This is a genomic window from Veillonella orientalis, assembly GCF_018406505.1.
In the GTDB taxonomy this organism is placed as follows: Bacteria; Bacillota; Negativicutes; order Veillonellales; family Veillonellaceae; genus Veillonella; species Veillonella nakazawae.
Window position 1 is genome coordinate 351,057 of record NZ_AP022322.1, and the last position, 21,865, is coordinate 372,921.

Genomic DNA, 21,865 nt, shown 5'->3' on the forward strand with positions numbered 1-21,865 from the left:
AGACGGAACGTCTTAGCTTTAAACGGATCGTTAATGTTATAACAATGGAATGGTATATGCTATGGTAGGAGGTGAGGCATTGGAAAATAAAAAATTGTTAGTCGTCTTTACGTCCTATTATTTTGGGGATAAAGCGGACAAGATACTAACAGAATTAGAGGTGCCTCATCAATTGATGGCTACACCTCCCGAGCTTTACGATATGTGTGGTTTATCTGTGCAAATAGATCCAAGTATTGTAGAGCGGGTTCAGACTATTTTAAAAGAACATAAGATTAGTACATCTGGCCTTTTTTGGTATGAAAAAGGTGAGCTGGCAGTACCATATAAAGCCTAGACATCTGATATGTACCCCCTTTACTGGACAACCAGTAAAGGGGGTATTTTCATGAGATATAGTTATGAATTTAAAAGAAAAGCAATTGAATTATTCTATCAAGGTGAATGGCCCAAGACACCTAAAGGTGTGAGGACAGATACATTTCATAGACAAATAAGGGACTGGGTTAAATTAGAACGACTTCATGGTTCAGATATTAATAAATGTCGAGGGACTAATAAGTATTGGTCTCCAAAAGAAAAATTTGAGTTAGTATGCCAAGTTCTTTCAGGTCAAGGTTTAAGATCAGTAGCTATTGTAGCGGGTATTAATTCTGGACAACTGTATCAATGGGTTCATAAATACAAAACTTTGGGATACAATGGTCTTATTAATAAACCTAAAGGACGACCACCAAAGGATTGCAAAATGAAAGTACCTAAGACTATCTCACCTCGAGAGCTCAAAGAGAGTGAATATGAGGAACTCATTCGCTTACGAGCTGAAATTGCTTATATTAAAGCTGAAAATGAAGTCATAAAAAAAGAGATTGCCTTGAGAGAAGAAAAGGAAGCTGCGCGTCTCAAGGCGAAAAAGCAGCGATTATCAAAACGCTCCGCCAACAAGGCTATCAACTAAAGCATCTTTTGAAAGCTATGCCAATGTCCAAATCTACCTATTATTTTGAAATTACTAAAGTAGATCTTGTAGATAAAAGAAATACAGAGCTAAAAGATGAAATTCAAAAGATTTTTACAGAACATAAAGGTCGGTATGGTGTACGCCGTGTATACCAAGAACTTCTTAATCGAGGTTTTGTAGTTAATCATAAACGAGTGCAAAGACTTATGCATAGCATGGGACTCGCAGGAAAGCGACCGAAGGAAAAGTATCACTCTTACAAAGGAAAAGTCGGTAAAGTAGCAGAAAATATCGTCAATAGAGATTTTAGTACAACTGCACCATTACAAAAATGGACTACTGATGTATCTCAATTTAATTTCTCGTGGGGAAAATGCTATTTATCGCCTATTTTAGATATGAATACGAATGAGATTATTGCTTATGACTTAGCATTAAGGCCTAACTTAGAACAGATTTCTCGTATGTTAGAGAAAGCCTTTAAGAAGTTTACTAATCTTTCGGGATTAATCTTCCACTCTGATCAAGGCTGGCAATACCAACATAACTATTTTAGACAAGCACTTAAAGAACATGGCATTATTCAGTCTATGTCTAGAAAAGGAAATTGTTATGATAACTCTGTGATGGAAACCTTTTTTGGTAGATTGAAAACAGAAATATATTATGGTTTTGAAACAGAATATTCATCATTTAATGCTTTTGCAGTAGCAATAGAAGAATACATTAACTATTACAACAACAAAAGGATCCAGAAAAAAACAAAATGGATGCCTCCTGTAAAATACAGGGAAGCATCCATGTGTTTAGGCTAGTAAATAATATGTGTCCAGGAAAATGGGTACATATCACATCGTCTAGGCTTTTTTCTTGTTTTTTATTAAAATTTGGATCCTTATATAATTTAACGGCTAACTATGATACTATAGATATATGATATTTTTTATCAATTATGGAGGTACATATGAGTAAATATGAAATAGAAAATGTAAAATTAACAGCACCTAAACTGGATCGTAAAGATTTAGAGTACGCTATGACCTATCGCTATGCTTGTAAGAAGTTTGATAGCAATAAGACAATCTCTGAAGAAGACTGGAATGCTATTCTTAATGCGGCACGTTTGTCTCCTACATCCCTTGGCTTTGAGCCTTTTGAATTGCTAGTTATTCAAAATCCAGAAATTCGGGAAAAAATGAAAGCTCATGGCTGGGGCATTCATGCGGGCCTTGAAGCAAGTCATTTTGTGGTGTTCTTAACACGTAAAAAAGTGGACTTAGAATTTGACTCCTCTTATGTACGTTACATTCAAGAAACAGTTAAGCAATTGCCTGCAGAAATAGATGCGGTATATCGTGAAAAATATGCTCAATTTACAAAAGAAGACTATAAAACCTTTGAGTCTGAACGTGCAGCCTTTGACTGGGCATCTAAACAAACATATATTGTAATGGCGAATATGATGACTATGGCGGCGTATGAAGGTTTAGATTCTTGTGCTTTAGAAGGCTTCAATCAAGATGATATGACAGCACTCTTAGGTGATGAACTTGGCCTGTTCGATACTAAACACTTTGGCATTGCTGTAATGGCTGCCTTTGGTTACCGTGATGAAGAACCACATCGCAATAAAACTCGTCGTACAATGGATGAAATTGTAACAGTAGTTGAGTAGATCATATATGTAGAACTAAATCGAAATTCTTCATTTAATCTTTAGAATTGAATGCTATATTATAAATCTACAATGATTCTAAAATATTTATAAAAACTGCATTATTTGATAGGATTTATGAATATTTTGATTAAATAGGAAGGAGTGATTGTATGTTATGGTCAATTATTGTTGGTGGTTTTATCGGGTTCCTAGCTGGTGCCATCACTAACAAAGGCGGTGCAATGGGCGTTATCGCTAACGTTGTTGCTGGTTTAATTGGCTCGTCCGTAGGTCAGTCCCTATTTGGTACTTGGGGTCCTAGCTTAGCAGGAATGTCCTTAATTCCATCTGTATTGGGTGCAGTAATTGTTGTTGCTGTAGTCTCATTTTTCTTCGGAAAAAAAGGATAGCCCTTTACTTATAATAGTAGATTTTATATGGTTAAACGTGATTTTACATGAAAGGAGTCACAATTATGGCATTAGAAGATAAATTGAACCAAGCTAAAGGTGCAGTAAAAGAAAATGCAGGTAAATTAACTGATGACAAACAAATGCAAGCAGAAGGCGCTGTTGAGAATACAGTAGCAAAAGTAAAAGATGCTGCTGATAGTGTTGTTAATGATATCAAAAAGACTGCAGATGATGCTAAAGATGCTGTAGAAGGTGCTATTAGTGGACTTAAAAATGCATTGGGCAATGATGATAAATAAAATTAAATAAAAGCTATTTTGTAGCATTAAAAAAACCAGTAAATCGATCGATTTACTGGTTTTTTGTTATTAATTTGTGTTATACGTTGAAGCGGAAGTGTGTAACGTCGCCGTCTTTCATAACGTAGTCTTTACCTTCAAGGCGTACAAGGCCTTTTTCTTTAGCCGCATTTTGGCTACCGCAAGCTTGTAAGTCATCGAAGGATACGATTTCAGCACGGATAAAGCCTTTTTCGATATCGGAGTGAATTTTACCAGCTGCTTGAGGCGCTTTTGTGCCATTTACAATTGTCCAAGCACGAGCTTCCATTTCACCAGCAGTGAAATAGTTGATAAGACCTAAGAGTGCATAACTTGCTTTGATAAGTTTAGTTAAGCCAGATTCTTCAAGGCCAAGATCTTCAAGGAATGCAGCAGATTCTTCTTCAGATAATTCAGCAATTTCAGATTCGATGCGAGCAGAAACAACAACGATGCCAGCGCCTTCGTTTTTCGCATATTCCTCAACACGTTTTACATATTCATTGGAAGAGTAATCAGATACTTCATCTTCAGAAATGTTAGCTACATAAAGAGATGGTTTTGCTGTAAGCAATGTCAACTCTTTGATCATTTCTAATTCTTCTTCTTCGAGACCTTGTGCACGAACTGGTTTTGCTTCACCTAGACCTTCGATGATGCGTTCTAGTAATGGTAACTCAGCACGCGCATCTTTGTCACCAGATTTAGCGATTTTTTCAATACGTTGTTTACGTTTTTCCACGGATTCAAGGTCTGCAAGGCAGAGCTCAGTGTTGATGATTTCAATATCACGAATTGGATCGATAGAGCCAGAAACGTGAGTGATGTTAGGGTCATCGAAACAACGAATGACTTGAGCAATAGCGTCTACTTGGCGGATATGGCTAAGGAATTTATTACCTAAACCTTCGCCTTTGGACGCACCTTCTACAAGGCCTGCAATATCTACGAAGCGCATAGCAGCAGGAAGGATGCGTTTAGAACCAAACATTTCAGCCAATACAGCTAAACGATTATCTGGAACATCAACGACACCTACGTTTGGCTCAATTGTACAGAATGGATAGTTGGCAGCTTCAGCGCCTGCTTTTGTAATGGCGTTGAATAATGTACTTTTACCAACATTTGGAAGGCCTACGATGCCTACTTCTAAATTTGTGCTCATGGTACCACCTTTTATTAACTAATTGATTTCGTTCTTTGTGAAAGCTTCCGTAGAAACTCTATCAAATAAATATTATATCATATAGATGCTATAAATTTGTACTAAAAAAGTGACACCATTAGTCACATAGGTGACTAGTAGTGTCACTAAATCCCTTTACATAGAAATCGACAAATTATATATTGATGTCGAGGCCTCTAGATGTGTCAGGTCACATTTTCAAATTAGTAAGAGATGTGAGAGCTGACGCCGGAAAACATCTACGCCTCACTTCTTCTAAGTAGTATACCATAGAAGTAGATAAAATCCCACACACTAGTGTGGGATTTTATTTTGTGTCTTATAGAGAGTGAGCTCGTAATTCTTCAGCAGAATGAGTAGAAATCCAAGCTGGTGGAATGTCGAATACTGTGTAGCAACCTGTGCCGCCGTGTTTAGCAAGGCGGTAGATACCACGTGCATAAGCAACAAGTGCAGAGCCAGTGAATTCAGGGTTGGAGTCAAGTTTTAAGGAATACTCAACAACATGACGTGTGCCGTCAGTGCTTTCACCAGAGCGAAGAACGAAGCCACCATGTGGAATACCTTTATGGTCGCGATCAAGTTCTTCTTGAGAAATGAAGTTTACTACAGTTTCATAACCTACGAAGTAGTTTTCCATAGTTTTGATTTCATTTTCAATTTTAGCTTTGTCAGCATTAGGTGCAGATACTACATAGCACTCACGAAGGTGACCTTTATAGCCATCAACGTCTGGAGTTTCACCATTACGGATTGCTTCAAGGTATTGTTCTTTAGGAACAGTGTATTGACGAGCATCAAGAACGCCATCGATACGGCGGATAGCATCGGAGTGACCTTGGGAAACACCACGGCCCCAGAATGTGTAAGATTTGCCTTGAGGCAAGATGCTTTCAGCATATACACGTTGTAAAGAGAACATGCCTGGGTCCCAACCGCAAGAAATCAATGTAGCAGTTTTAGCTTCTTTAGCTACTTTGTCTACGTTTGCGAAATGCTCAGGGATACGTGCATGTGTATCGAAGGAATCGATACAGTTGAAGTATTTTGTTACCATTGGAGTTTGTTCGATAAGGTCTGTTGCAGAACCACCGCAAAGAACCATAACATCGATTTTACCTTTGAAGTTTGGTAGATCTTCCATAGTATATGTAGGAACACCAGACACTGTTTCTAAACCTTTACGGCGAGAGAATACACCAACAAGCTCCATATCAGGTTGTAATTTTACGGATGCTTCAACGCCACGACCTAAGTTGCCGTAGCCAACGATACCAATACGAATTTTGCTCATATTAGCCTCCTATATAAATCGATAAATTTAATAATTAACATAACTATTATAGCACAAAACTAAGGTATTTGATATTTTTCTATAGAATTAATTGCCATGGACTGGAGAAGCACTTAATACATAGAGGGGACATCGATTTTGGTACAACTATATCGATACATTGCGTTTTGTAATAAAGGTCAAACTAAAAATCATATGAGTAAAAATTGACACGTATACCCCCGATATAGATACAATTGAACTAGCTTTATTTATAGTTTGAGTGTTATAGGAGGTAAGAGATGATAAGAAAGGTAAACGCTGCTGTTATTGCTGCATTGATTGTAACAGGTGCAAGTGCTTTTACTATGGCTTCAGCTACAACGGTGGAAAGTCATACAGATGGTAAGTCCATTGGTCTTAATTTGTGGGGAGAGCAAAGGCATTATACAGATGATTTGATTGTTAATGTATCTGGGCTCGGTGTAAATGGTACAAAATACCATAACAATGTGACTGGGATTTATGCACTTGATGGTACACAAGTAGCTATCGACAAGAATGTAACCGTGAAAATTACGAATCCAGCGCCGGCGGAAAGCGGAGAGAAACGCAGACCTGATTTGGCACATTATTACATGAGTGGTATCTATGCTGGTTATGGCGGTTTAACCAGTGATGGTGACAATGATGATACGCGTGTAACTGTAAAGGGCAATGCAAATATCGATGTAGTCGGTGTTGGTTTGCAAGCTAATAAAGACGGTTATATCCGTGTGCTGGGTGGGGCCGATATAAAAACAAATCCACTTGATACATCTGATACGTATTCTGCTTTATCTGAAGAAGGATTTGTCTATGTAAATACTGGTATGGATGGCATAGAACCAGGCACTAATGATGTGAAAATGTATGGTAATGTAGGGTTTTTAGATAAAAATTATGGTATAGAGAAAAATCCTCATAACCATGGTTCTGAAATTTCATTAGGTTTAACGACACCCAATTCTAAATTAGTAGGTGGTGTGCTTAACGAATTTGATGAAAGCAATAATAATCCGTACCATGGTGGTTTGCGATTATATTTACAAAATGGTGCTACTTGGCGCAATGAATGGTTAGGTGCTGAGCGCGTATATCCTACGCAAGGTCGCCCAGATAATGCAAACTATTTATATACTGGTAGCCGTGTAGAACATTTCATAGGTGGTAAAGATGCAGCTAGCAAAGGTATTATCCAAGCTGTAGACGCTCGTCCTATTACAATTAATAACTATGCTGGTCATACAGCTATCGATTACGAAAAGGGTGCTCCTGCATCTGCACAAGGTAAAGGCCAAGTAGTTATCAATCATGCTGAAAAAGGCTCATCTGTAACTATGCACAGTTCTGCAGAGGCCCTTAAAGGTTATGCAAATATTAATAATCCTAGAGGTACATTACACCAATTAGCAAATAAGTTAACATACACTAACTTTAATAAAGGGGAACGTAATTTAGGTGTAAATGTACAGGTTGATGGTGGCCTTATTAGTCCTACATACTCTACTAATCTAGGTACAGAAAGCTTCGCTATCGATGGAAAAGCTAGCGTTACGGATCAAGCTGTGATAACAACTCGTGAAAGTGAACTTGTATCTGGCGCTAAGAGTGCACTGGCTGCCTCTATGATGCAAATGAAAGCAGATACAAATGATTTACAACGCCGCCTCGGTGATGTGCGTCTTAACTCTGATAAACATGGCGTATGGGGTAAATACATTGGTGGTAAGTCTAAAATTACAGATGATGCCTATGTAAATCAAACGTACAACATGGCGCAAGTCGGTTATGATACATTGCGTGGTGACTGGACTGTTGGTGGAGCTTTACTATACGGTACAAGCAATAACGATTACGCTCTCGGTTCTGGCTCTGGTAAGACGGCTGGCTTAGCTGTATACGGTGCTAAACAATTTAAGGATGGCCGTTATGTAGACGTAATTGGCAAAGTGAACCGTTTGAAAAATGATTTCACTGTACACAATACCTTAGGCACTACATTGAGTGGTGATTACCGTAATACAGGGGCGTCCTTAAGTGTTGAATACGGTAAACGTATTAAAAAGAATAATGGCTTCTATATCGATCCTAATGCGGAATTGACGTTCAGCCGTTTGTCTGGTGAAAGCTTCGAGGCACGTACCAATACAGGCAGCACAGTACATATTGATTCTGATGCAGTAAATTCTGTTATTGGTCGCATTGGCGTAGGGATTGGCAAGGAAAGTAAAAACAGTAATGTATTCCTTAAAGCTGCGTTAGCTCATGAGTTCTCAGGTAAAATGAATGCTACGTACAGCATGGCCGGTGAGCCAATTACAGGTAGCGAAGTGAACCTAAAAGATACATGGCTTGACCTTGAACTCGGTGGTTCTTGGAGCGTACGTCCTAATACATATGTTTATGGTACTTTCACTAAAAACTTTGGTGCTACTGTAGATAACTCCTATCGTATTGATGCAGGCATTCGCCATAACTTTTAATAGATAGATGATAGTACTCATAACAAGGTTCTAGTAATTGGGACTGCTATTAATATCTCTACTATTAAATTATAAAAACTAAATAATCATATATATTAAGGCATAGAAAAGACCGATTACCTTCCTATTATAGGATTGTAATCGGTCTTTTAGTTTTATAAGTATTAGAATTGTAACGTTTTAATTCTTTCAACGGCGCGAATTGTATTTTCACGGCTACCGAAAGCTGTTAAACGAAGATAACCTTCACCGTGAGGGCCAAAGCCAGAGCCTGGTGTAGATACGATTTGAACTTGATCGAGCAAGATGTCGAATAATTCCCAACTAGTCATGTTACCAGGTGTCTTTAACCAAATGTATGGAGCATCTACGCCACCATATACAGTAAGGCCAATGGATTCAAGACCTTCTTTGATAATGCGAGCATTTTCTTTGTAGTATGCAATATTAGCACGAGTTTGTTCACGGCCTTCTTTGGTGTATACTGCTTCAGCACCGCGTTGAATGATGTAAGGAACACCGTTGAATTTAGTGCATTGGCGACGGTTCCACATAGGGTTTAGTGGTTGGCGTTCACCGGATTTAGTTTTGCCAGTTACTTCTTTAGGCACTACAGCATAAGCACAACGTGTGCCTGTGAAACCAGCAGTTTTGGAGAAGGAACGGAATTCGATAGCTACTTCGCGAGCGCCTGCGATTTCATAGATGGATTTTACAGTGTCTTCTGTACTGATGAAAGCTTCGTAAGCGGAGTCGAACATCAAAATCGCATCATTATCTTTACACCATTTGATCCATTCTGCTAAACGAGCACGGCTCAAAACAGTACCTGTTGGATTGTTAGGGGAGCAAAGATATACGATATCTACACGTTCAGAAGGAAATTCTGGAGAGAAATTGTTTTCCGCGTAAGTAGGAAGGTATACAACCTTTTGGAAGATACCATCTACTGCTTCACCAGTACGACCGCCCATAACGTTGGAATCTAGGTATACTGGGTACACTGGATCAGTAATAGCGATGATGTTATCTTCGCTGAATAATTCTTGGATGTTACCAACATCAGATTTTGCACCATCGGAAACGAATACTTCGTCAATCGCAATGTCTACACCTAATGGTTTGTAGTCGCCATCAACAATAGCTTGACGTAAGAAGTCATAACCTTGTTCAGGACCGTAACCGCGGAATGTTTCAGCTTTGCCCATTTCTTGAACGGCTTTGCTCATAGCGTCGATAATTGCTGGAACAAGTGGTAATGTAACATCGCCGATACCAAGACGAATGATATCTGCATCTGGATGCGCTGCTTGGTAATCTGCAACCTTTTTAGCGATATTTGCAAATAAATAAGAACCTTGTAGGTTTAAATAGTTTTCATTAATATTAGCCATGATGACTCCTTTTTATAATCAGATTTCTCTATATATAGTAAAGTATATAAGAAAATGGTGCAAGAGATTTCTATAGAATTTAAAAGAAGATACTATGGGGTATTTTTGGTCCATTTAATTGTATATAATGATATATAAGAAAAGTACATTATTTGTTGTTGTCGGAGGTATGTTGTGGAAATGAGTATTAAAGAGACTTTTGGTGTAGTATTTAGTGATATAAATCGAGAAGACAAGTTTTCAAAATTAACTAATCAACAAAAAGAAGTGGGAAACTTTTATAAAACATCCATTTTGAATTATCATGGATATGTTACGGGTGAAAAGAAAGAAAAGAGAAATTTATACACGGAACAAATTGCAAAGTCCATTTTAGAAAATGATTTATTAACGGCATGGAATTCTTTAGTACCTGTTAGAACAAATCATTTTGTACCTGATCATAGTAAGGAATGTGAATGTATTATTTCAACAAATCGTAAAGAAGAAATATTAGCTAAATTATTATACAGACAAGGTGATGTAGGTGAGTTAGGAAAGATTCTTGATTATCAAACACCATTAAAAAGTGAGAAGTCTGATTCTTATGGAAAAATAGATTTATTATCATACAATGAAAAGGATAATTTAATTTCTATAGTTGAACTAAAATACAGACCATCTGTGAGTGATGAAACATTATTACGTTGTATCTTAGAATCCTATACATACTATAAACTTTTGGCGTTAGATCAAGTAAAACAAAAACTGAATGATGAAAATCACCAAGCTACTTTGAATGACACTCAGGCAGAATTAGTAATATTATTTGATGAAGGTGCATTTTCAGAGAATGAAAACGGCTATGAAAGAAATCTAATGGTATCGCTTGATGATGGTAAAACTAGATATCCGGATAAAACAATTAAAACACAGCAATATAAAGAAATTAAGAGCTTGGGATTATTAAATGAAAATACCCAATTATATAAATTGTGTAAGGCTATTCTAAAGCAAGAAGAAATGTTAAAACAAATACGCTTTCTTATGCTGAAACGTAGTGGCACGCAAACTGCTAATCGTTTGAGAGATAAGGATGATAATGATTCTGTTGAATACTATGAATATTGCACAGAATGCTTAGAAATCATAAAGGATTAGTTACTATGAATATTACTGTACATCGCGGTACTCATCAAATTGGTGGTAGTGCCATAGAAATTAGTACAGCATCTACTCGCATTGTGCTAGATTTTGGTAATGAATTAAGTTTAGATGAAAAGTATACACCTATAAATCTGGATATAGACGGCGTTACAAAAGGGATAGCAGACTGTGATGGTATTGTGATTTCTCATTATCATATGGACCACTTAGGACAACTAACCTCTGTACTTCCAGAAATCCCATTATATATGGGAGAGTTAAGTAAAGAAGTAGCTATGATAGCTGCTGAACATCAAGATAAAGACTTTTATTTGCGCTTATTAGGGGCTAATACATTTCGTGGAGGCGAAGCCTTTACTATTGGAAATATACATATTAGACCTCTTGTTATCGACCATAGTGCTGCTGATAGTTATATGTTTGTCATTGAAGCAGAAGGTAAACGTGTTTTATATACAGGTGATTTTAGACTGCATGGATTACGCCATCATGTATTAGAAAAGTTAGTCAAGACCTATATAGGTAAGGTTGATGTATTGATTACAGAAGGAACCTCATTATCTAGAGATGCTGATGATCATATATCTGAAGTAGACGTATTAGATGATATTTCTTCATATATTCAAGATGGGAAATATGTATTTGTTATGTGTTCATCTACGAATATTGATCGTATTATGGGGGTTTGGCAGAATATGCCCACTGATAAAGTACTAATTTGTGATACGTATCAGAAAAGAATATTAGATACTGTTATAAATAATGTATATTATGAAAGTTCTTTGTATCGTAGACATGATAGCCCATTAGTTCTTAGTAAAGGACCGTATCCTAAATATTATATGGATAACGGATTTGTATCCTTAATAAGAGGAACTGAATATTTTATTTCTCACATTAAAGAGTTTCCTAAGGATGATGTACGTATCATTTATTCTATGTGGACAGGATATATTGAGGAGAATCCAGCATTGAAGAATTTACTAGATACATATCCATTTTATATATCCCATGCAAGTGGTCATGTTTCGAAGACTGATTTACTCAAGTTTATAGACTTAGTGAATCCTGATGTAATTATTCCGGTTCATACTGATAATCCTGATAGATTAGAGGAATTAGTACCTCATAGAAATGTGTATACTGTTAATGATAATGAGCCATTTATTTTATAATTCCTTTTAGAAAATCCAGTTATGTTCTATAATGAATTAAAAGAGAGCCATCAACGTGTGGTAGCGTTAGGCTCATCTTATAAACAGTTTTAAGAGGATTGCCTAGCGTGCGAGTATTTTGTATACTCTGTTGCGTTAGGCTTTTGTCTTTTCTCTACTTTTGGCGTAGTATTTTACTGCGCTTTTTTATTGAAAAAATATCAAAACTATATAGCATTACCATTGTTTTTGATATAATTTAAATAAATACATATTATAGTGCGATTTTACATGAAAGTGGTGTCTTTATGCTGACGATTAGCAATAAAGGATGGCTTTTTACTTCTATATTAAGTGCATTGATGGCGTTTACGTCGTTGTCGACGGATATTTATTTACCTGCCATGCCTGAGATGGGGCGAGATCTTAATGGTGATGCGGAGCTAACGTTGACTGGTTTCTTAATAGGTTTTGCGCTAGCCCAACTTTTTTGGGGCGCCGTTAGCGATAAAATTGGACGCAAGAAGCCGCTGATTATGGGGGTAGTTTTATTTATCATTGGTTCTGTGGGCTGTGCCTTGAGTTCATCGATGATGGAATTACTGGCTTGGCGTGTGTTCCAGGCCTTTGGTGCTTGCGTAGGTCCTATGTTATCACGAGCTATGATTCGCGACTTGTATGGGCGGACTGAAGCTGCTAAAATGCTATCTACCTTAGCTATTGTTATGGCTATAGCGCCTATAGCAGGGCCGATGTTGGCAGGGCATTTACTTGTATGGTATACATGGCATGCTATATTCTGGCTATTGGTCGCCATCGGTATTCTGATGCTCGTTGCCGTATTAGTACTTCCAGAAACACATCCGTTAGAGAAGCGTAGTAAAAAGTCTATAGGTCATACCTATAATAATTATTGGATTTTATTACGTAACAAAGGTTTTATGAAATATACGCTATGTGTTAGCTCTTTTTATATTGCCATCTATGCGTTCTTAACAGGATCTCCTTATGTATATATTGATGTTTATGGAGTACCAAAGGAATACTTTGGCTATCTCTTTTCTGTCAATATTATTGGCGTAATGTTATTAAGTGCTATTAATCGACGTATTGTAAGCGCTATACGACTCGATAGGTTGTTGCGATATGCCACATTATTTGCTGCCATTTGTGTATCTGTTGTAATGGGCTTAATGATTGTAGGCTACCATTCATTGTGGTTAATCGTTATTGGTTGTTTTTTATTCTTCTCCATGAATGGTATTATTGCGGCTGTAACAAATGCCTTAGCATTAGATAGAGCCGGCAGAATGGCTGGCTCTGGAGCAGCTTTACTAGGTGCCATGCAATATGGTAGTGGCATTGTATCATCGTTGATACTTACCTTCTTACCAAATGATACGGCAGACCCTATGATGGGGGTAATAGCTTTATTTGTTATTATTTGTGCCGTTATAGCTTTTCCTGATGATGAAAAATATAATCGTATATAATATTGATGAAAGCAAGGACTTAAAAAAGCAAGGACTTAAATTTGAGTCCTTGCTTTCATTCTTTTTTTAGGTTATAATAGTAAGGCTTATTGATGGTAAGCACTTCCTACCCCTATGTGTCGATAGGGGCATTAGTCCGAAAGAGGAGGTGATTTTGTATGAACAAATACGAAGTCATGTTTATTGTGAAACCAGCTGAAGAGGAAGCAACTAACGCTGTTATTGAAAAAGTAGAAGCTTTAATTGCTCGTGTAGGCGGCACAGTAGAAAAGGTAGATCGTTGGGGCAAGCGTCGTCTTGCTTACGCTGTGAAGAAATTCACTGACGGTTTCTATGTATTGATCAACTTTGAAGCAGCTCCGGCTGAAATCAAAGAAATCGATCGTGTATTGAAAATCAACGATGAAGTCCTAAGACATCTAATTGTAAAACACGAAGCATAATTAAAGCCTGGAGGAAAACATGAACTCTGTACAAATTCTAGGTAATTTAGCTCGTGATCCTGAAGTACGCTATACCAAAACTGGTCGTGCGGTAGCAACTTTCACAGTAGCTGCAACTAACACCTATATTGATTCCACAACAAATGAGACGAAAGAACAAACTGCTTTCATCAACTGTGTTGCATGGGGTAAACTTGGTGAAGCGGCAGGCAATCTTCGTAAAGGCAGTCGTTGCTTTGTAGAAGGTCGTTTGCAAACTCGTTCTTACGAGACTCAGGACGGTCAAAAACGGTACGTTACTGAAGTGGTAGCGAACTTTGTGGGCCAATCCCTTGATATGAATACTAATTCTTTCGAAGGTGGGTCCAATTTTGATAGTTTCAGTACAGGCGGAGATGATGAAAACATCCCGTTCTAGTGTCAGGGACTCCTACTAATTCGAAAAGGAGGATTCGCAATGAGAAGAGATAGAGGCAGAAAGCCAAGAAGAAAAGTATGCGTTTTCTGTGCAGACCATATCGATCAAATCGACTATAAAGATGTTGCTAAACTTCGTCGTTTCACGACTGAACGCGGCAAAATCTTACCTCGTCGTATTTCCGGTACTTGCGCAAAACATCAACGCAAATTGACTACATCTATCAAACGTGCACGTGCAATCGCTTTATTGCCATTCACTGCTGAATAATTGATGAATCAAGGCGGTATAACCATTTGGTTGTACCGCCTTTTTGCTATATAAAAAGGAGCTATCTTATGGGATAGCTCCTTTTGGTTTATATAGCTCTATATTTTTTAGGTGGTTCACCATTTTCGGTGGCTTCTTTATCGGCGCGCCATTTGCGTTCAAAGTATTTATGATACTTTACAGGAACGTCATCAGGTGTTAAGTTTTCATAAAAGCTAGTAGTTCCATTTGCCTGAGCTTGTTCGTAAAACCATGTTTTAAATTCTAGCATGGACAAGCGTGCTTGTAGGTGTTCGATTTCTACTAATACGCGATCTCGTTGATTTCTAATAATAGATAATCTTTCATTAATGCGACTATCGCCTTCGACGCAGTAGTCGATAAAATGTTTGATTTCTTTAATAGGCATACCTGTATGCTTCATGCATTCAATCAATTCTAACCAATCCATGTCTTCGTTATGGAATACACGGATACCACCAGCAGAACGTTCTACGAAGGGCAATAAGCCTTCTTTATCATAATAACGTAATGTAGAAGGTGCAACATTTAGTTTTTTTGCGATTTCGCCAACAGTATATGTCATAGGACCTCCTTTTGGGTTTATATTAAATTTTAGGTTTTCGCTTGACTTAAACCTAACGTTAAGTTTTATACTTGTTACATGCTGGACATACAGTATAGCACGGTTAGTAATACAATACAAATTTTAGTATTGTTTACATCTTATGATATCTAATGAAAGGTAAAGATATGAATTTAATTGATATAAAATCTCCAGTCGATTTAAAAGGCTTATCCCTTGCTGAATTAACAGATTTAACAGCACAAGCTCGTCAAGCCCTCATGACAAAGGTATCTGAACATGGCGGTCATGTTGGGCCTCCTATGGGAGCAGCTGAAATGATTATGGCCTTGCATTATGTATTCGATTCTCCTGTAGATAAAATTGTATATGACGTATCTCATCAGTCTTATGTACATAAGATGGTCACAGGTCGTGCATTAGCATTTTTAGATCATGATCATTATAATGATGTAACAGGCTATACAGATCCTACTGAAAGTGAGCATGATTTCTTTAACATTGGGCATACCTCTACATCGATCTCCTTAGCATCTGGTTTAGCTACTGCTCGTAAATTAAAAGGGGACTCTGAAAATATTATCGCTATCATTGGTGATGGTTCTTTATCTGGTGGGGAAGCCTTTGAAGGTCTTGATTATGCGGCCACATTAGATAGCAATATGATTATTATCGTCAACGATAATGACCAATCTATTGCAGAAAACCATGGTGGTTTGTATCGTGGCCTTCGCGAATTGCGCGAGTCTAATGGTGAAAGTTCTAACAATATCTTTAAGGCTCTTGGTCTAGATTATCGTTTTGTAGCAGATGGTAATGATTTAGAGATACTGATTGATGTGTTTAAGGATGTAAAAGATATTGACCATCCAATCGTTTTACATATCGTTACTCAAAAAGGTAAGGGCTATGCCATTGCAGAACAAAATAAAGAAGCTTTCCATTGGACTATGCCGTTTGATCTTGTAACAGGTAAACCTAAACACGTTGATAACGGACCATCTTATGTGGGGGTTATCGCCGATTATTTGATGGAACAAATTAAGGCTGATCCTACTGTTGTGGCAATTGCTGCAGGTACACCAGGGGGATTTGGGTTTAATGCTAAATGGCGTGACGAGGCTGGTAAACAATATATCGATGTAGGTATTGCGGAAGAACATGCTGTCGCGATGAGTTCCGGTATTGCGAAAAATGGAGGGAAACCAGTATTTAACGTATACAGTACGTTTTTACAACGCACGTATGACCAGTTAGTGCAGGATCTTTGTGTTAATAATAATAGTGCGGTTATTATCAATCATATGGCGTCTGTATATGGCATGAACGATGTCACTCATTTAGGTTTCTTTGATATTCCTATGCTTACAAACATTCCTAACTTAGTATACTTAGCACCTACTAATAATGAAGAGTTGTTGGCTATGACCGAATATGCAGTTCATCAACACGAGCATCCTGTGGCAATTCGTGTTCCTGTAGGTGAATTTACATCTACTGGTGTAGCTGATACGACTGATTACAGCATTTTAAATAAATCTGAAGTGACTCGTCGTGGTGAACGCATTGCCTTGTTAGGCCTTGGTAATTTCTACCATTTGGCAAATCAAGTGGCTGATGCATTGGCTAAAGACGGTATCAATGCAACTGTAGTAAATCCTAAATTTGCTTCTGGTCTTGATGAAGTATTATTGGAAGAGTTGAAAGCAAATCATTCTGTAGTATTTACTTTGGAAGATGGTGTAGTTGAAGGCGGTTGGGGACAACGTGTAGCTAGCTTCTACGGTACATCTGATGTGCGTGTTAAGAACTATGGTATTGCTAAAGAGTTCCACGATCGTTATGATGCAACTGAACTGTTAAGAGACAATGGAGTTTCTTTAGAACAGATTGTGGCTGATGCCAAACAAATTTTATCCGTTTAGTTTGATAAAATATTAAATAAATAATTCTCTCTATAAATGCAGTAGGAATCTAGTGAATTTCCGATTTCTACTGCATTATTTTAATGTTATATTTTATAAAAATATAAAAAATGTTAAAAGATTATAGATTTTTTTCGAATAGGACTATAAAAATTAGATGAAGTATTATATAATATTATCTACAGTATGTATTACAGTAGAACAAGTTTGTTGTTAATGTACAAAAATAACACAGTATTATATAAGTAAGTATTAATGAAAAGGGAGATTCTAAGACGTTGAAAAAAGTATTAACCTTAACATTAGCCGTGGCCATCGTCGCCGGTGGCTATATGTCTGAGGCTAATGGGGCGGGAGAACAGCCTTCTAAGCAGGCGCCGTCTATATCTGAGATAAACATATATACGCCTAAAGAACTCAATGCACGTCAAAAGGACTTGGTTGATATCGGTCGCTATACAGCATCCGGTGATCAAGGTGCGTTGAAAAGTACAATCGCCTCTGCTATTGAGCGAGGTACGTTGACACCGCAAGAGGTGAGTATTGCGATTCGTCAACTTTACTCTGCTGCTGGTTTGAAGCAAATGAATGCAGCTTTAGCTACATTCGATCAATTGCGTGAAGAGCGCCCTGAGTTTGGTGCTGATTACGAAAAAATGGTTCCAAAGCAAACAGGACTTAGTGCTTTATTGGGGAATGGCACTAATGGGGCTGCTTTAACAAAGCAGAAGCCTGAGGACGCTAAGGAAGCGGTTCAATATAATACATTCCGTATGAAGAAGCCGAAACCGCAAAATCGCAATCGTTCTCGCCTAGGTAAATTAGACCGTGAATTGGTCGCTGCCGCAGCTTTAGGTACGCGCGTAGGTAAAAATAATCTATTCGCTGCATCTGAAAAGAGTTTATCTGAGCTTGGCCTCAGCAAATATCAAATTGAAAATCTTGAAACTTTGATTTTCTAATATCATCTAGACCTACTTCTTCGGAGGTAGGTCTTTTTATGTTCTAAATCATATGTAGAAAAGGGAAATATAATTGACGTTTAACGCCCCCTTTTCTATAATTAATAAGATAGGTATATGACCTGTAATAATAGATATAATTAATAATTAATATAGATGTAAGGAGAAAGTATGCGCCTTCGTAGAAAACCGTGGATTGATGAAGCTATCCACGAATATGACTCTCATATTATTTTATCTGGTCAAGAGCAGTACAAGGGTAAATGGCGTGAGTTATTTGCACATCCTGAACGACCATTATATATGGAGCTTGGTACAGGTAAGGGCCGCTTTATTGCGGGTATGGCCGAAGCGTATCCAGATGCTAACTTCGTAGGATTTGAAGTGCAAATTGGGGTAATTTATTACGCAGCACAAAAAATCTTTGAAGCAGAACGAGATAATGCTAAGGTATCTCTCTTTGATATCGCTGGTATTGAAGAGATTGTTGCGCCAGGTGAAGTAGATCGCTTCTATATCAACTTCTGTGATCCATGGCCTAAGGCAAAACATGCTAAGCGTCGCCTCACATATCATACATTCCTCGACCGTTATGCTCGTCTTTTAAAAGATGGTGGTGAGGTTCACTTTAAAACTGATAACGAAGGTTTGTTTATGTTCTCTCTTGAAGAGTTTAAAGAATGCGGATGGGAACTTAAAAATGTAACCTATGATTTACATAGTACAGACCTTCCAAATGTAAAAACTGAGTATGAAGAAAAGTTTAGTGCTAAAGGGCAACCTATTTTCCGCTTAGAAGCAATTAAGCCAAAAGTACAAAAGGAGGCTTAACATGGAAACACCGAATAAGGGGGATAGTCGGTGGGGCTCACTCTTTAAAAATGATTTACAAGGTATGCTCTTACCTATATTACTCATCACGATTATAGGTAGTGTGAATATCTTTAGTGCCACCTATATTAGCTCTATTTACGAAAATACAGGACTTCTAGGGTACTTTTCAAAACATATAGGTTTCCTATTTCTTTCAATGGCAATAGGTGTTGTTTTATATCGGTATGATTATAGACAACTACAAAAGCCACATATGTTGCAACGCATAATGATTGCAACCCTAATAGGCATGGTGTTAGTCCTCGTTGCAGGCTCGGTTATTAATGGTGCGCGTCGGTGGATTGTTATCGGTCCTGTATCGATACAGCCGTCGGAATTTGCCAAGTTAGCTGCCATAATATGGACATCCGCTAAATTGAGTACCATGAGAAAATGGGGTAAATCAAGATATAATAATCCACTCACAAACTTACAAGGTTATGTGAGTGAGCGCGTAGGTTATATGTTGCCAATGTTAGTTTGGCCTATAATCTTTGCAGTGTTAACGATCTTGCAACCAGATATGGGGACAACTGTGCTAATCTTTGGGTTCTCCTTCATATTAATTTATTTAGCAGGTTTTGATGGTCGATTCTTTGGTGGTGCTTTTGCTGTAGCTGGTGTGATAGGCTTTATTGCGGCTCGTATGTCACCGTATCGTTGGGAACGGATTCAGTCTTGGTTCGACCCTTGGCCTCATGCTCAAGATATGGGCTATCAAACGGTGCAAGGCCTTTTGGCCGTAGGTTCTGGCGGTATTCTTGGGGAAGGCTTTATGCAAGGTACATCTAAGTACTTTTACTTGCCAGAAGCACATACAGACTTTGCATTCGCCGTGTGGGCTCAAGAAATGGGCTTTATTGGTGCAGTCTTTGTAGTTCTTTTGGTGGCGGCTTTTACATACTTTGGTTTCCGTATTTCTAATCGATCTCGTGATGAATTTGGCAAATGGTTAGCGATGGGGATAACCTTGCTCATCAGTGGACAAGCATTATTTAACATCGCCATGGTTTGCGGTATTATGCCTGTAACTGGTGTACCTTTGCCATTTATTAGTTATGGTGGTTCTTCATTGTTGATGAACTTTATGGCTATAGGCTTATTAGCTAGCGTTGGTCGTCGAAATGTAGAAGGTGTAAAACAAGTTGGTACTGCTGAGGCTTTGCCATCTTTACGTGAGGAAACGCAAAGCCGATTCAAACCGGCTGCTCCTAAGAGTCCTCAAAAAACGGAAATGCCTGGTCCATTCAGACCGAGAGAGACTAAAAAGCCTACTCGTAGACGACCTAGGTCTGAACGTTGATATTTAACTTATGTAGTATAAGGTAAATATATTTAGTGTGTATTTATATAGCATCTCTTAAGAGGTGCTATATAAATACAACGTACTTGTATTGTTTGTGAGGAGAAAAAATGAAGGATTATATTGATATCCAAGAACGCCCGTCCTGGGGTCGAATGTTGCCACTTAGTTTCCAACATTTATTTGCTATGTTTGGTTCTACTGTATTGGTACCATATTTGTTAAAAGTAGATCCGGCAACAGCTTTATTTATGAATGGTATCGGTACATTACTGTATCTATTTGTTTGTAAAGGTAAAATCCCTGCATATCTCGGATCTAGCTTTGCTTTCATTGCTCCTGTAGCAGGCGTATTATCTGCAGGTCTCGGTTATGAGGCCGCAAAGGGAGCCTTCGTTGTATTTGGTTTATCCTTTGTAATTTTATCTATTCTCGTTCGTTATATTGGTACTCGTTGGATCGATAAGTTATTCCCTCCAGCAGCGATGGGGGCTATCGTAGCTATTATCGGTTTGGAATTAGCGCCAGTAGCGATGAGTATGTCTGGCCTTATTGGTAATCAAGATTTAGGTATGAGCCACAGCCAAGCTATTTTTATCTCTATGTTTTCCTTAGTTGTAACCTTGCTTGGTACTGTTGTATTCCGTGGCTTCTTAGCTGTAATCCCTGTTTTGATTGGCGTTGTTTCCGGCTATATCTTGTCTGCCTTCATGGGCGTTGTTGATTTCTCTGCTGTAGAGGCTGCTCCTTGGTTCTCTTTACCACAGTTCTATGGCATGCCTGTATTTGATATCAATGCCATTATTATGATTATGCCAGCACTCTTTGTAGTATTTGCTGAGCACGTAGGTCACTTAGTTGTAACGAGCAACATTGTATCAAAAGACTTGATGAAAGAACCAGGTTTACAACGTTCCTTGCTAGGTGATGGCCTTGCGAACATCCTTTCTGGTTTCTTTGGTGCTACACCAAATACGACATACGGTGAAAATATCGGTGTCCTCGCTATTACTCGTTGCTTTAGCGTATGGGTAATTGGTGGTGCTGCAGTTCTTGCGATGATTATCTCCTTTGTAGGTAAAGTAGCCGCTCTTATTCATGCTATTCCAGTTCCTGTTATGGGTGGTGTATCCATTCTCTTATTCGGTATCATTGCAGCATCTGGTTTGCGCATGTTAGTAGAACGTAAAGTAGACTACACAAACCCTGTTAACATGATTCTTACATCTGTTATCCTCGTTGTAGGTCTTAGCGGTGCAGAACTTGCTGTAGGTCCTGTTGTATTGAAAGGCATGGGTCTTGCTACTGTAGTAGGCATGGCAATGAGTATTATCTTATTAATCCTTCAAAAAACAGGTGTTGGTAATGACCAATTGAAAAAAACAGAAGTATAATTCAAGTTGCTAGTGAGGCTACCATATAAATCGTTGCGTTTATAAGCCCAATTTGTTTTTTACTCCTTATAATAAACGACTACTAGATCAGATGTATATCTGTGAAAGTAGTCGTTTTTAGTTTACTTATTATTAGTAATTATCTTTAACTATGAAAATTATTATGGGA

Annotated in this window: 22 protein-coding genes; 18 read left to right on the forward strand and 4 right to left on the reverse strand. The window is 37.9% G+C overall.

The features are described from left to right. Positions 1-79 precede the first annotated feature (79 nt). From VEIS1202513_RS01510 to VEIS1202513_RS01535, 6 genes are all read left to right on the forward strand, one after another. On the forward strand, positions 80-337 hold the full coding sequence (locus VEIS1202513_RS01510; protein ID WP_213467652.1) for a putative Se/S carrier protein: 258 nt from the start codon (positions 80-82) through the stop codon (positions 335-337). A 51-nt stretch (positions 338-388) separates the two neighbouring features. Beyond that, complete coding sequence (locus VEIS1202513_RS01515) at positions 389-958, forward strand: helix-turn-helix domain-containing protein (RefSeq protein ID WP_244856214.1); 570 nt, start codon at positions 389-391, stop codon at positions 956-958. Next, positions 922-1,776 (forward strand): IS3 family transposase, encoded by an 855-nt coding sequence (locus VEIS1202513_RS01520; protein WP_244856321.1) that lies wholly within the window; start codon positions 922-924, stop codon positions 1,774-1,776. Before VEIS1202513_RS01515 ends, VEIS1202513_RS01520 begins: the two co-directional genes overlap by 37 nt. Before the next feature lie 149 nt (positions 1,777-1,925). Further along, complete coding sequence (locus VEIS1202513_RS01525) at positions 1,926-2,636, forward strand: NAD(P)H-dependent oxidoreductase (protein WP_213467653.1); 711 nt, start codon at positions 1,926-1,928, stop codon at positions 2,634-2,636. Between the two features lie 152 nt (positions 2,637-2,788). Further along, a complete protein-coding gene (locus VEIS1202513_RS01530) occupies positions 2,789-3,028 on the forward strand; it encodes a GlsB/YeaQ/YmgE family stress response membrane protein (protein ID WP_009351847.1) in 240 nt (79 codons plus the stop codon). Positions 3,029-3,093: 65 nt separating this feature from the next. Beyond that, entirely contained in the window at positions 3,094-3,330 is a 237-nt protein-coding gene (locus tag VEIS1202513_RS01535; protein ID WP_213467654.1) for a CsbD family protein, read from the forward strand. 79 nt (positions 3,331-3,409) lie between these two features. Here the strand turns inward: VEIS1202513_RS01535 and ychF are convergent, their stop codons facing one another. Continuing rightward, a complete protein-coding gene (gene ychF / locus VEIS1202513_RS01540) occupies positions 3,410-4,516 on the reverse strand; it encodes a redox-regulated ATPase YchF (protein WP_008602886.1) in 1,107 nt (368 codons plus the stop codon). 340 nt (positions 4,517-4,856) lie between these two features. Further along, a complete protein-coding gene (locus VEIS1202513_RS01545) occupies positions 4,857-5,831 on the reverse strand; it encodes a diaminopimelate dehydrogenase (protein WP_213467655.1) in 975 nt (324 codons plus the stop codon). Positions 5,832-6,112: 281 nt separating this feature from the next. Here VEIS1202513_RS01545 and VEIS1202513_RS01550 point away from each other — a divergent pair, with 281 nt between their 5' ends. Beyond that, complete coding sequence (locus tag VEIS1202513_RS01550) at positions 6,113-8,335, forward strand: autotransporter outer membrane beta-barrel domain-containing protein (RefSeq protein WP_213467656.1); 2,223 nt, start codon at positions 6,113-6,115, stop codon at positions 8,333-8,335. Between the two features lie 164 nt (positions 8,336-8,499). On the opposite strand, the gene VEIS1202513_RS01555 is transcribed toward VEIS1202513_RS01550, so the two are convergent. Then, a complete protein-coding gene (locus VEIS1202513_RS01555; RefSeq protein WP_213467657.1) occupies positions 8,500-9,729 on the reverse strand; it encodes an LL-diaminopimelate aminotransferase in 1,230 nt (409 codons plus the stop codon). A gap of 174 nt (positions 9,730-9,903) precedes the next feature. Between VEIS1202513_RS01555 and VEIS1202513_RS01560 the strand changes: the two genes are divergently transcribed. From VEIS1202513_RS01560 to rpsR, 6 genes are all read left to right on the forward strand, one after another. Continuing rightward, positions 9,904-10,869, forward strand: coding sequence for a hypothetical protein (locus tag VEIS1202513_RS01560; RefSeq protein ID WP_213467658.1), 966 nt, complete (start codon positions 9,904-9,906; stop codon positions 10,867-10,869). Positions 10,870-10,874: 5 nt separating this feature from the next. Beyond that, the gene (locus tag VEIS1202513_RS01565) at positions 10,875-12,050 is read left to right on the forward strand and encodes an MBL fold metallo-hydrolase (protein WP_213467659.1); all 1,176 of its coding nucleotides are present in this window, start codon (positions 10,875-10,877) and stop codon (positions 12,048-12,050) included. A gap of 287 nt (positions 12,051-12,337) precedes the next feature. After that, positions 12,338-13,522: a multidrug effflux MFS transporter gene (locus VEIS1202513_RS01570; RefSeq protein WP_213467660.1), complete on the forward strand. Its 1,185-nt coding sequence runs from the start codon at positions 12,338-12,340 to the stop codon at positions 13,520-13,522. 158 nt (positions 13,523-13,680) lie between these two features. Then, positions 13,681-13,965, forward strand: a complete 285-nt coding sequence (gene rpsF / locus VEIS1202513_RS01575) for a 30S ribosomal protein S6 (RefSeq protein WP_004693799.1) — start codon at positions 13,681-13,683, stop codon at positions 13,963-13,965. 19 nt (positions 13,966-13,984) lie between these two features. Then, the gene (locus VEIS1202513_RS01580; RefSeq protein ID WP_004693797.1) at positions 13,985-14,383 is read left to right on the forward strand and encodes a single-stranded DNA-binding protein; all 399 of its coding nucleotides are present in this window, start codon (positions 13,985-13,987) and stop codon (positions 14,381-14,383) included. A 39-nt stretch (positions 14,384-14,422) separates the two neighbouring features. Further along, positions 14,423-14,653, forward strand: a complete 231-nt coding sequence (rpsR, locus tag VEIS1202513_RS01585; protein ID WP_004693795.1) for a 30S ribosomal protein S18 — start codon at positions 14,423-14,425, stop codon at positions 14,651-14,653. Between the two features lie 88 nt (positions 14,654-14,741). On the opposite strand, the gene VEIS1202513_RS01590 is transcribed toward rpsR, so the two are convergent. Further along, positions 14,742-15,239, reverse strand: coding sequence for a MerR family transcriptional regulator (locus VEIS1202513_RS01590; RefSeq protein WP_213467661.1), 498 nt, complete (start codon positions 15,237-15,239; stop codon positions 14,742-14,744). A gap of 152 nt (positions 15,240-15,391) precedes the next feature. Here VEIS1202513_RS01590 and VEIS1202513_RS01595 point away from each other — a divergent pair, with 152 nt between their 5' ends. From VEIS1202513_RS01595 to uraA, 5 genes are all read left to right on the forward strand, one after another. Beyond that, on the forward strand, positions 15,392-17,164 hold the full coding sequence (locus tag VEIS1202513_RS01595; protein WP_244856280.1) for a 1-deoxy-D-xylulose-5-phosphate synthase: 1,773 nt from the start codon (positions 15,392-15,394) through the stop codon (positions 17,162-17,164). 278 nt (positions 17,165-17,442) lie between these two features. Further along, a complete protein-coding gene (locus tag VEIS1202513_RS01600; protein ID WP_213467662.1) occupies positions 17,443-18,126 on the forward strand; it encodes a carboxymuconolactone decarboxylase family protein in 684 nt (227 codons plus the stop codon). Between the two features lie 171 nt (positions 18,127-18,297). Next, a complete protein-coding gene (gene trmB, locus VEIS1202513_RS01605) occupies positions 18,298-18,957 on the forward strand; it encodes a tRNA (guanosine(46)-N7)-methyltransferase TrmB (protein ID WP_105085248.1) in 660 nt (219 codons plus the stop codon). Between the two features lies 1 nt (position 18,958). After that, positions 18,959-20,302: an FtsW/RodA/SpoVE family cell cycle protein gene (locus VEIS1202513_RS01610; RefSeq protein ID WP_213467663.1), complete on the forward strand. Its 1,344-nt coding sequence runs from the start codon at positions 18,959-18,961 to the stop codon at positions 20,300-20,302. A gap of 110 nt (positions 20,303-20,412) precedes the next feature. Then, positions 20,413-21,696, forward strand: coding sequence for a uracil permease (gene uraA / locus VEIS1202513_RS01615; protein WP_060923823.1), 1,284 nt, complete (start codon positions 20,413-20,415; stop codon positions 21,694-21,696). Positions 21,697-21,865: the final 169 nt, after the last annotated feature.

Coding starts and splice junctions, on each gene's coding strand:
- VEIS1202513_RS01515 (WP_244856214.1), top strand. CDS start 389: ATGAGATATAGTTATGAATTTAAAAGAAAAGCAATTGAATTATTCTAT.
- VEIS1202513_RS01525 (WP_213467653.1), top strand. CDS start 1,926: ATGAGTAAATATGAAATAGAAAATGTAAAATTAACAGCACCTAAACTG.
- VEIS1202513_RS01530 (WP_009351847.1), top strand. CDS start 2,789: ATGTTATGGTCAATTATTGTTGGTGGTTTTATCGGGTTCCTAGCTGGT.
- VEIS1202513_RS01535 (WP_213467654.1), top strand. CDS start 3,094: ATGGCATTAGAAGATAAATTGAACCAAGCTAAAGGTGCAGTAAAAGAA.
- ychF (WP_008602886.1), bottom strand. CDS start 4,516: ATGAGCACAAATTTAGAAGTAGGCATCGTAGGCCTTCCAAATGTTGGT.
- VEIS1202513_RS01545 (WP_213467655.1), bottom strand. CDS start 5,831: ATGAGCAAAATTCGTATTGGTATCGTTGGCTACGGCAACTTAGGTCGT.
- VEIS1202513_RS01550 (WP_213467656.1), top strand. CDS start 6,113: ATGATAAGAAAGGTAAACGCTGCTGTTATTGCTGCATTGATTGTAACA.
- VEIS1202513_RS01555 (WP_213467657.1), bottom strand. CDS start 9,729: ATGGCTAATATTAATGAAAACTATTTAAACCTACAAGGTTCTTATTTA.
- VEIS1202513_RS01565 (WP_213467659.1), top strand. CDS start 10,875: ATGAATATTACTGTACATCGCGGTACTCATCAAATTGGTGGTAGTGCC.
- VEIS1202513_RS01570 (WP_213467660.1), top strand. CDS start 12,338: ATGCTGACGATTAGCAATAAAGGATGGCTTTTTACTTCTATATTAAGT.
- rpsF (WP_004693799.1), top strand. CDS start 13,681: ATGAACAAATACGAAGTCATGTTTATTGTGAAACCAGCTGAAGAGGAA.
- VEIS1202513_RS01580 (WP_004693797.1), top strand. CDS start 13,985: ATGAACTCTGTACAAATTCTAGGTAATTTAGCTCGTGATCCTGAAGTA.
- rpsR (WP_004693795.1), top strand. CDS start 14,423: ATGAGAAGAGATAGAGGCAGAAAGCCAAGAAGAAAAGTATGCGTTTTC.
- VEIS1202513_RS01590 (WP_213467661.1), bottom strand. CDS start 15,239: ATGACATATACTGTTGGCGAAATCGCAAAAAAACTAAATGTTGCACCT.
- VEIS1202513_RS01595 (WP_244856280.1), top strand. CDS start 15,392: ATGAAAGGTAAAGATATGAATTTAATTGATATAAAATCTCCAGTCGAT.
- trmB (WP_105085248.1), top strand. CDS start 18,298: ATGCGCCTTCGTAGAAAACCGTGGATTGATGAAGCTATCCACGAATAT.
- VEIS1202513_RS01610 (WP_213467663.1), top strand. CDS start 18,959: ATGGAAACACCGAATAAGGGGGATAGTCGGTGGGGCTCACTCTTTAAA.
- uraA (WP_060923823.1), top strand. CDS start 20,413: ATGAAGGATTATATTGATATCCAAGAACGCCCGTCCTGGGGTCGAATG.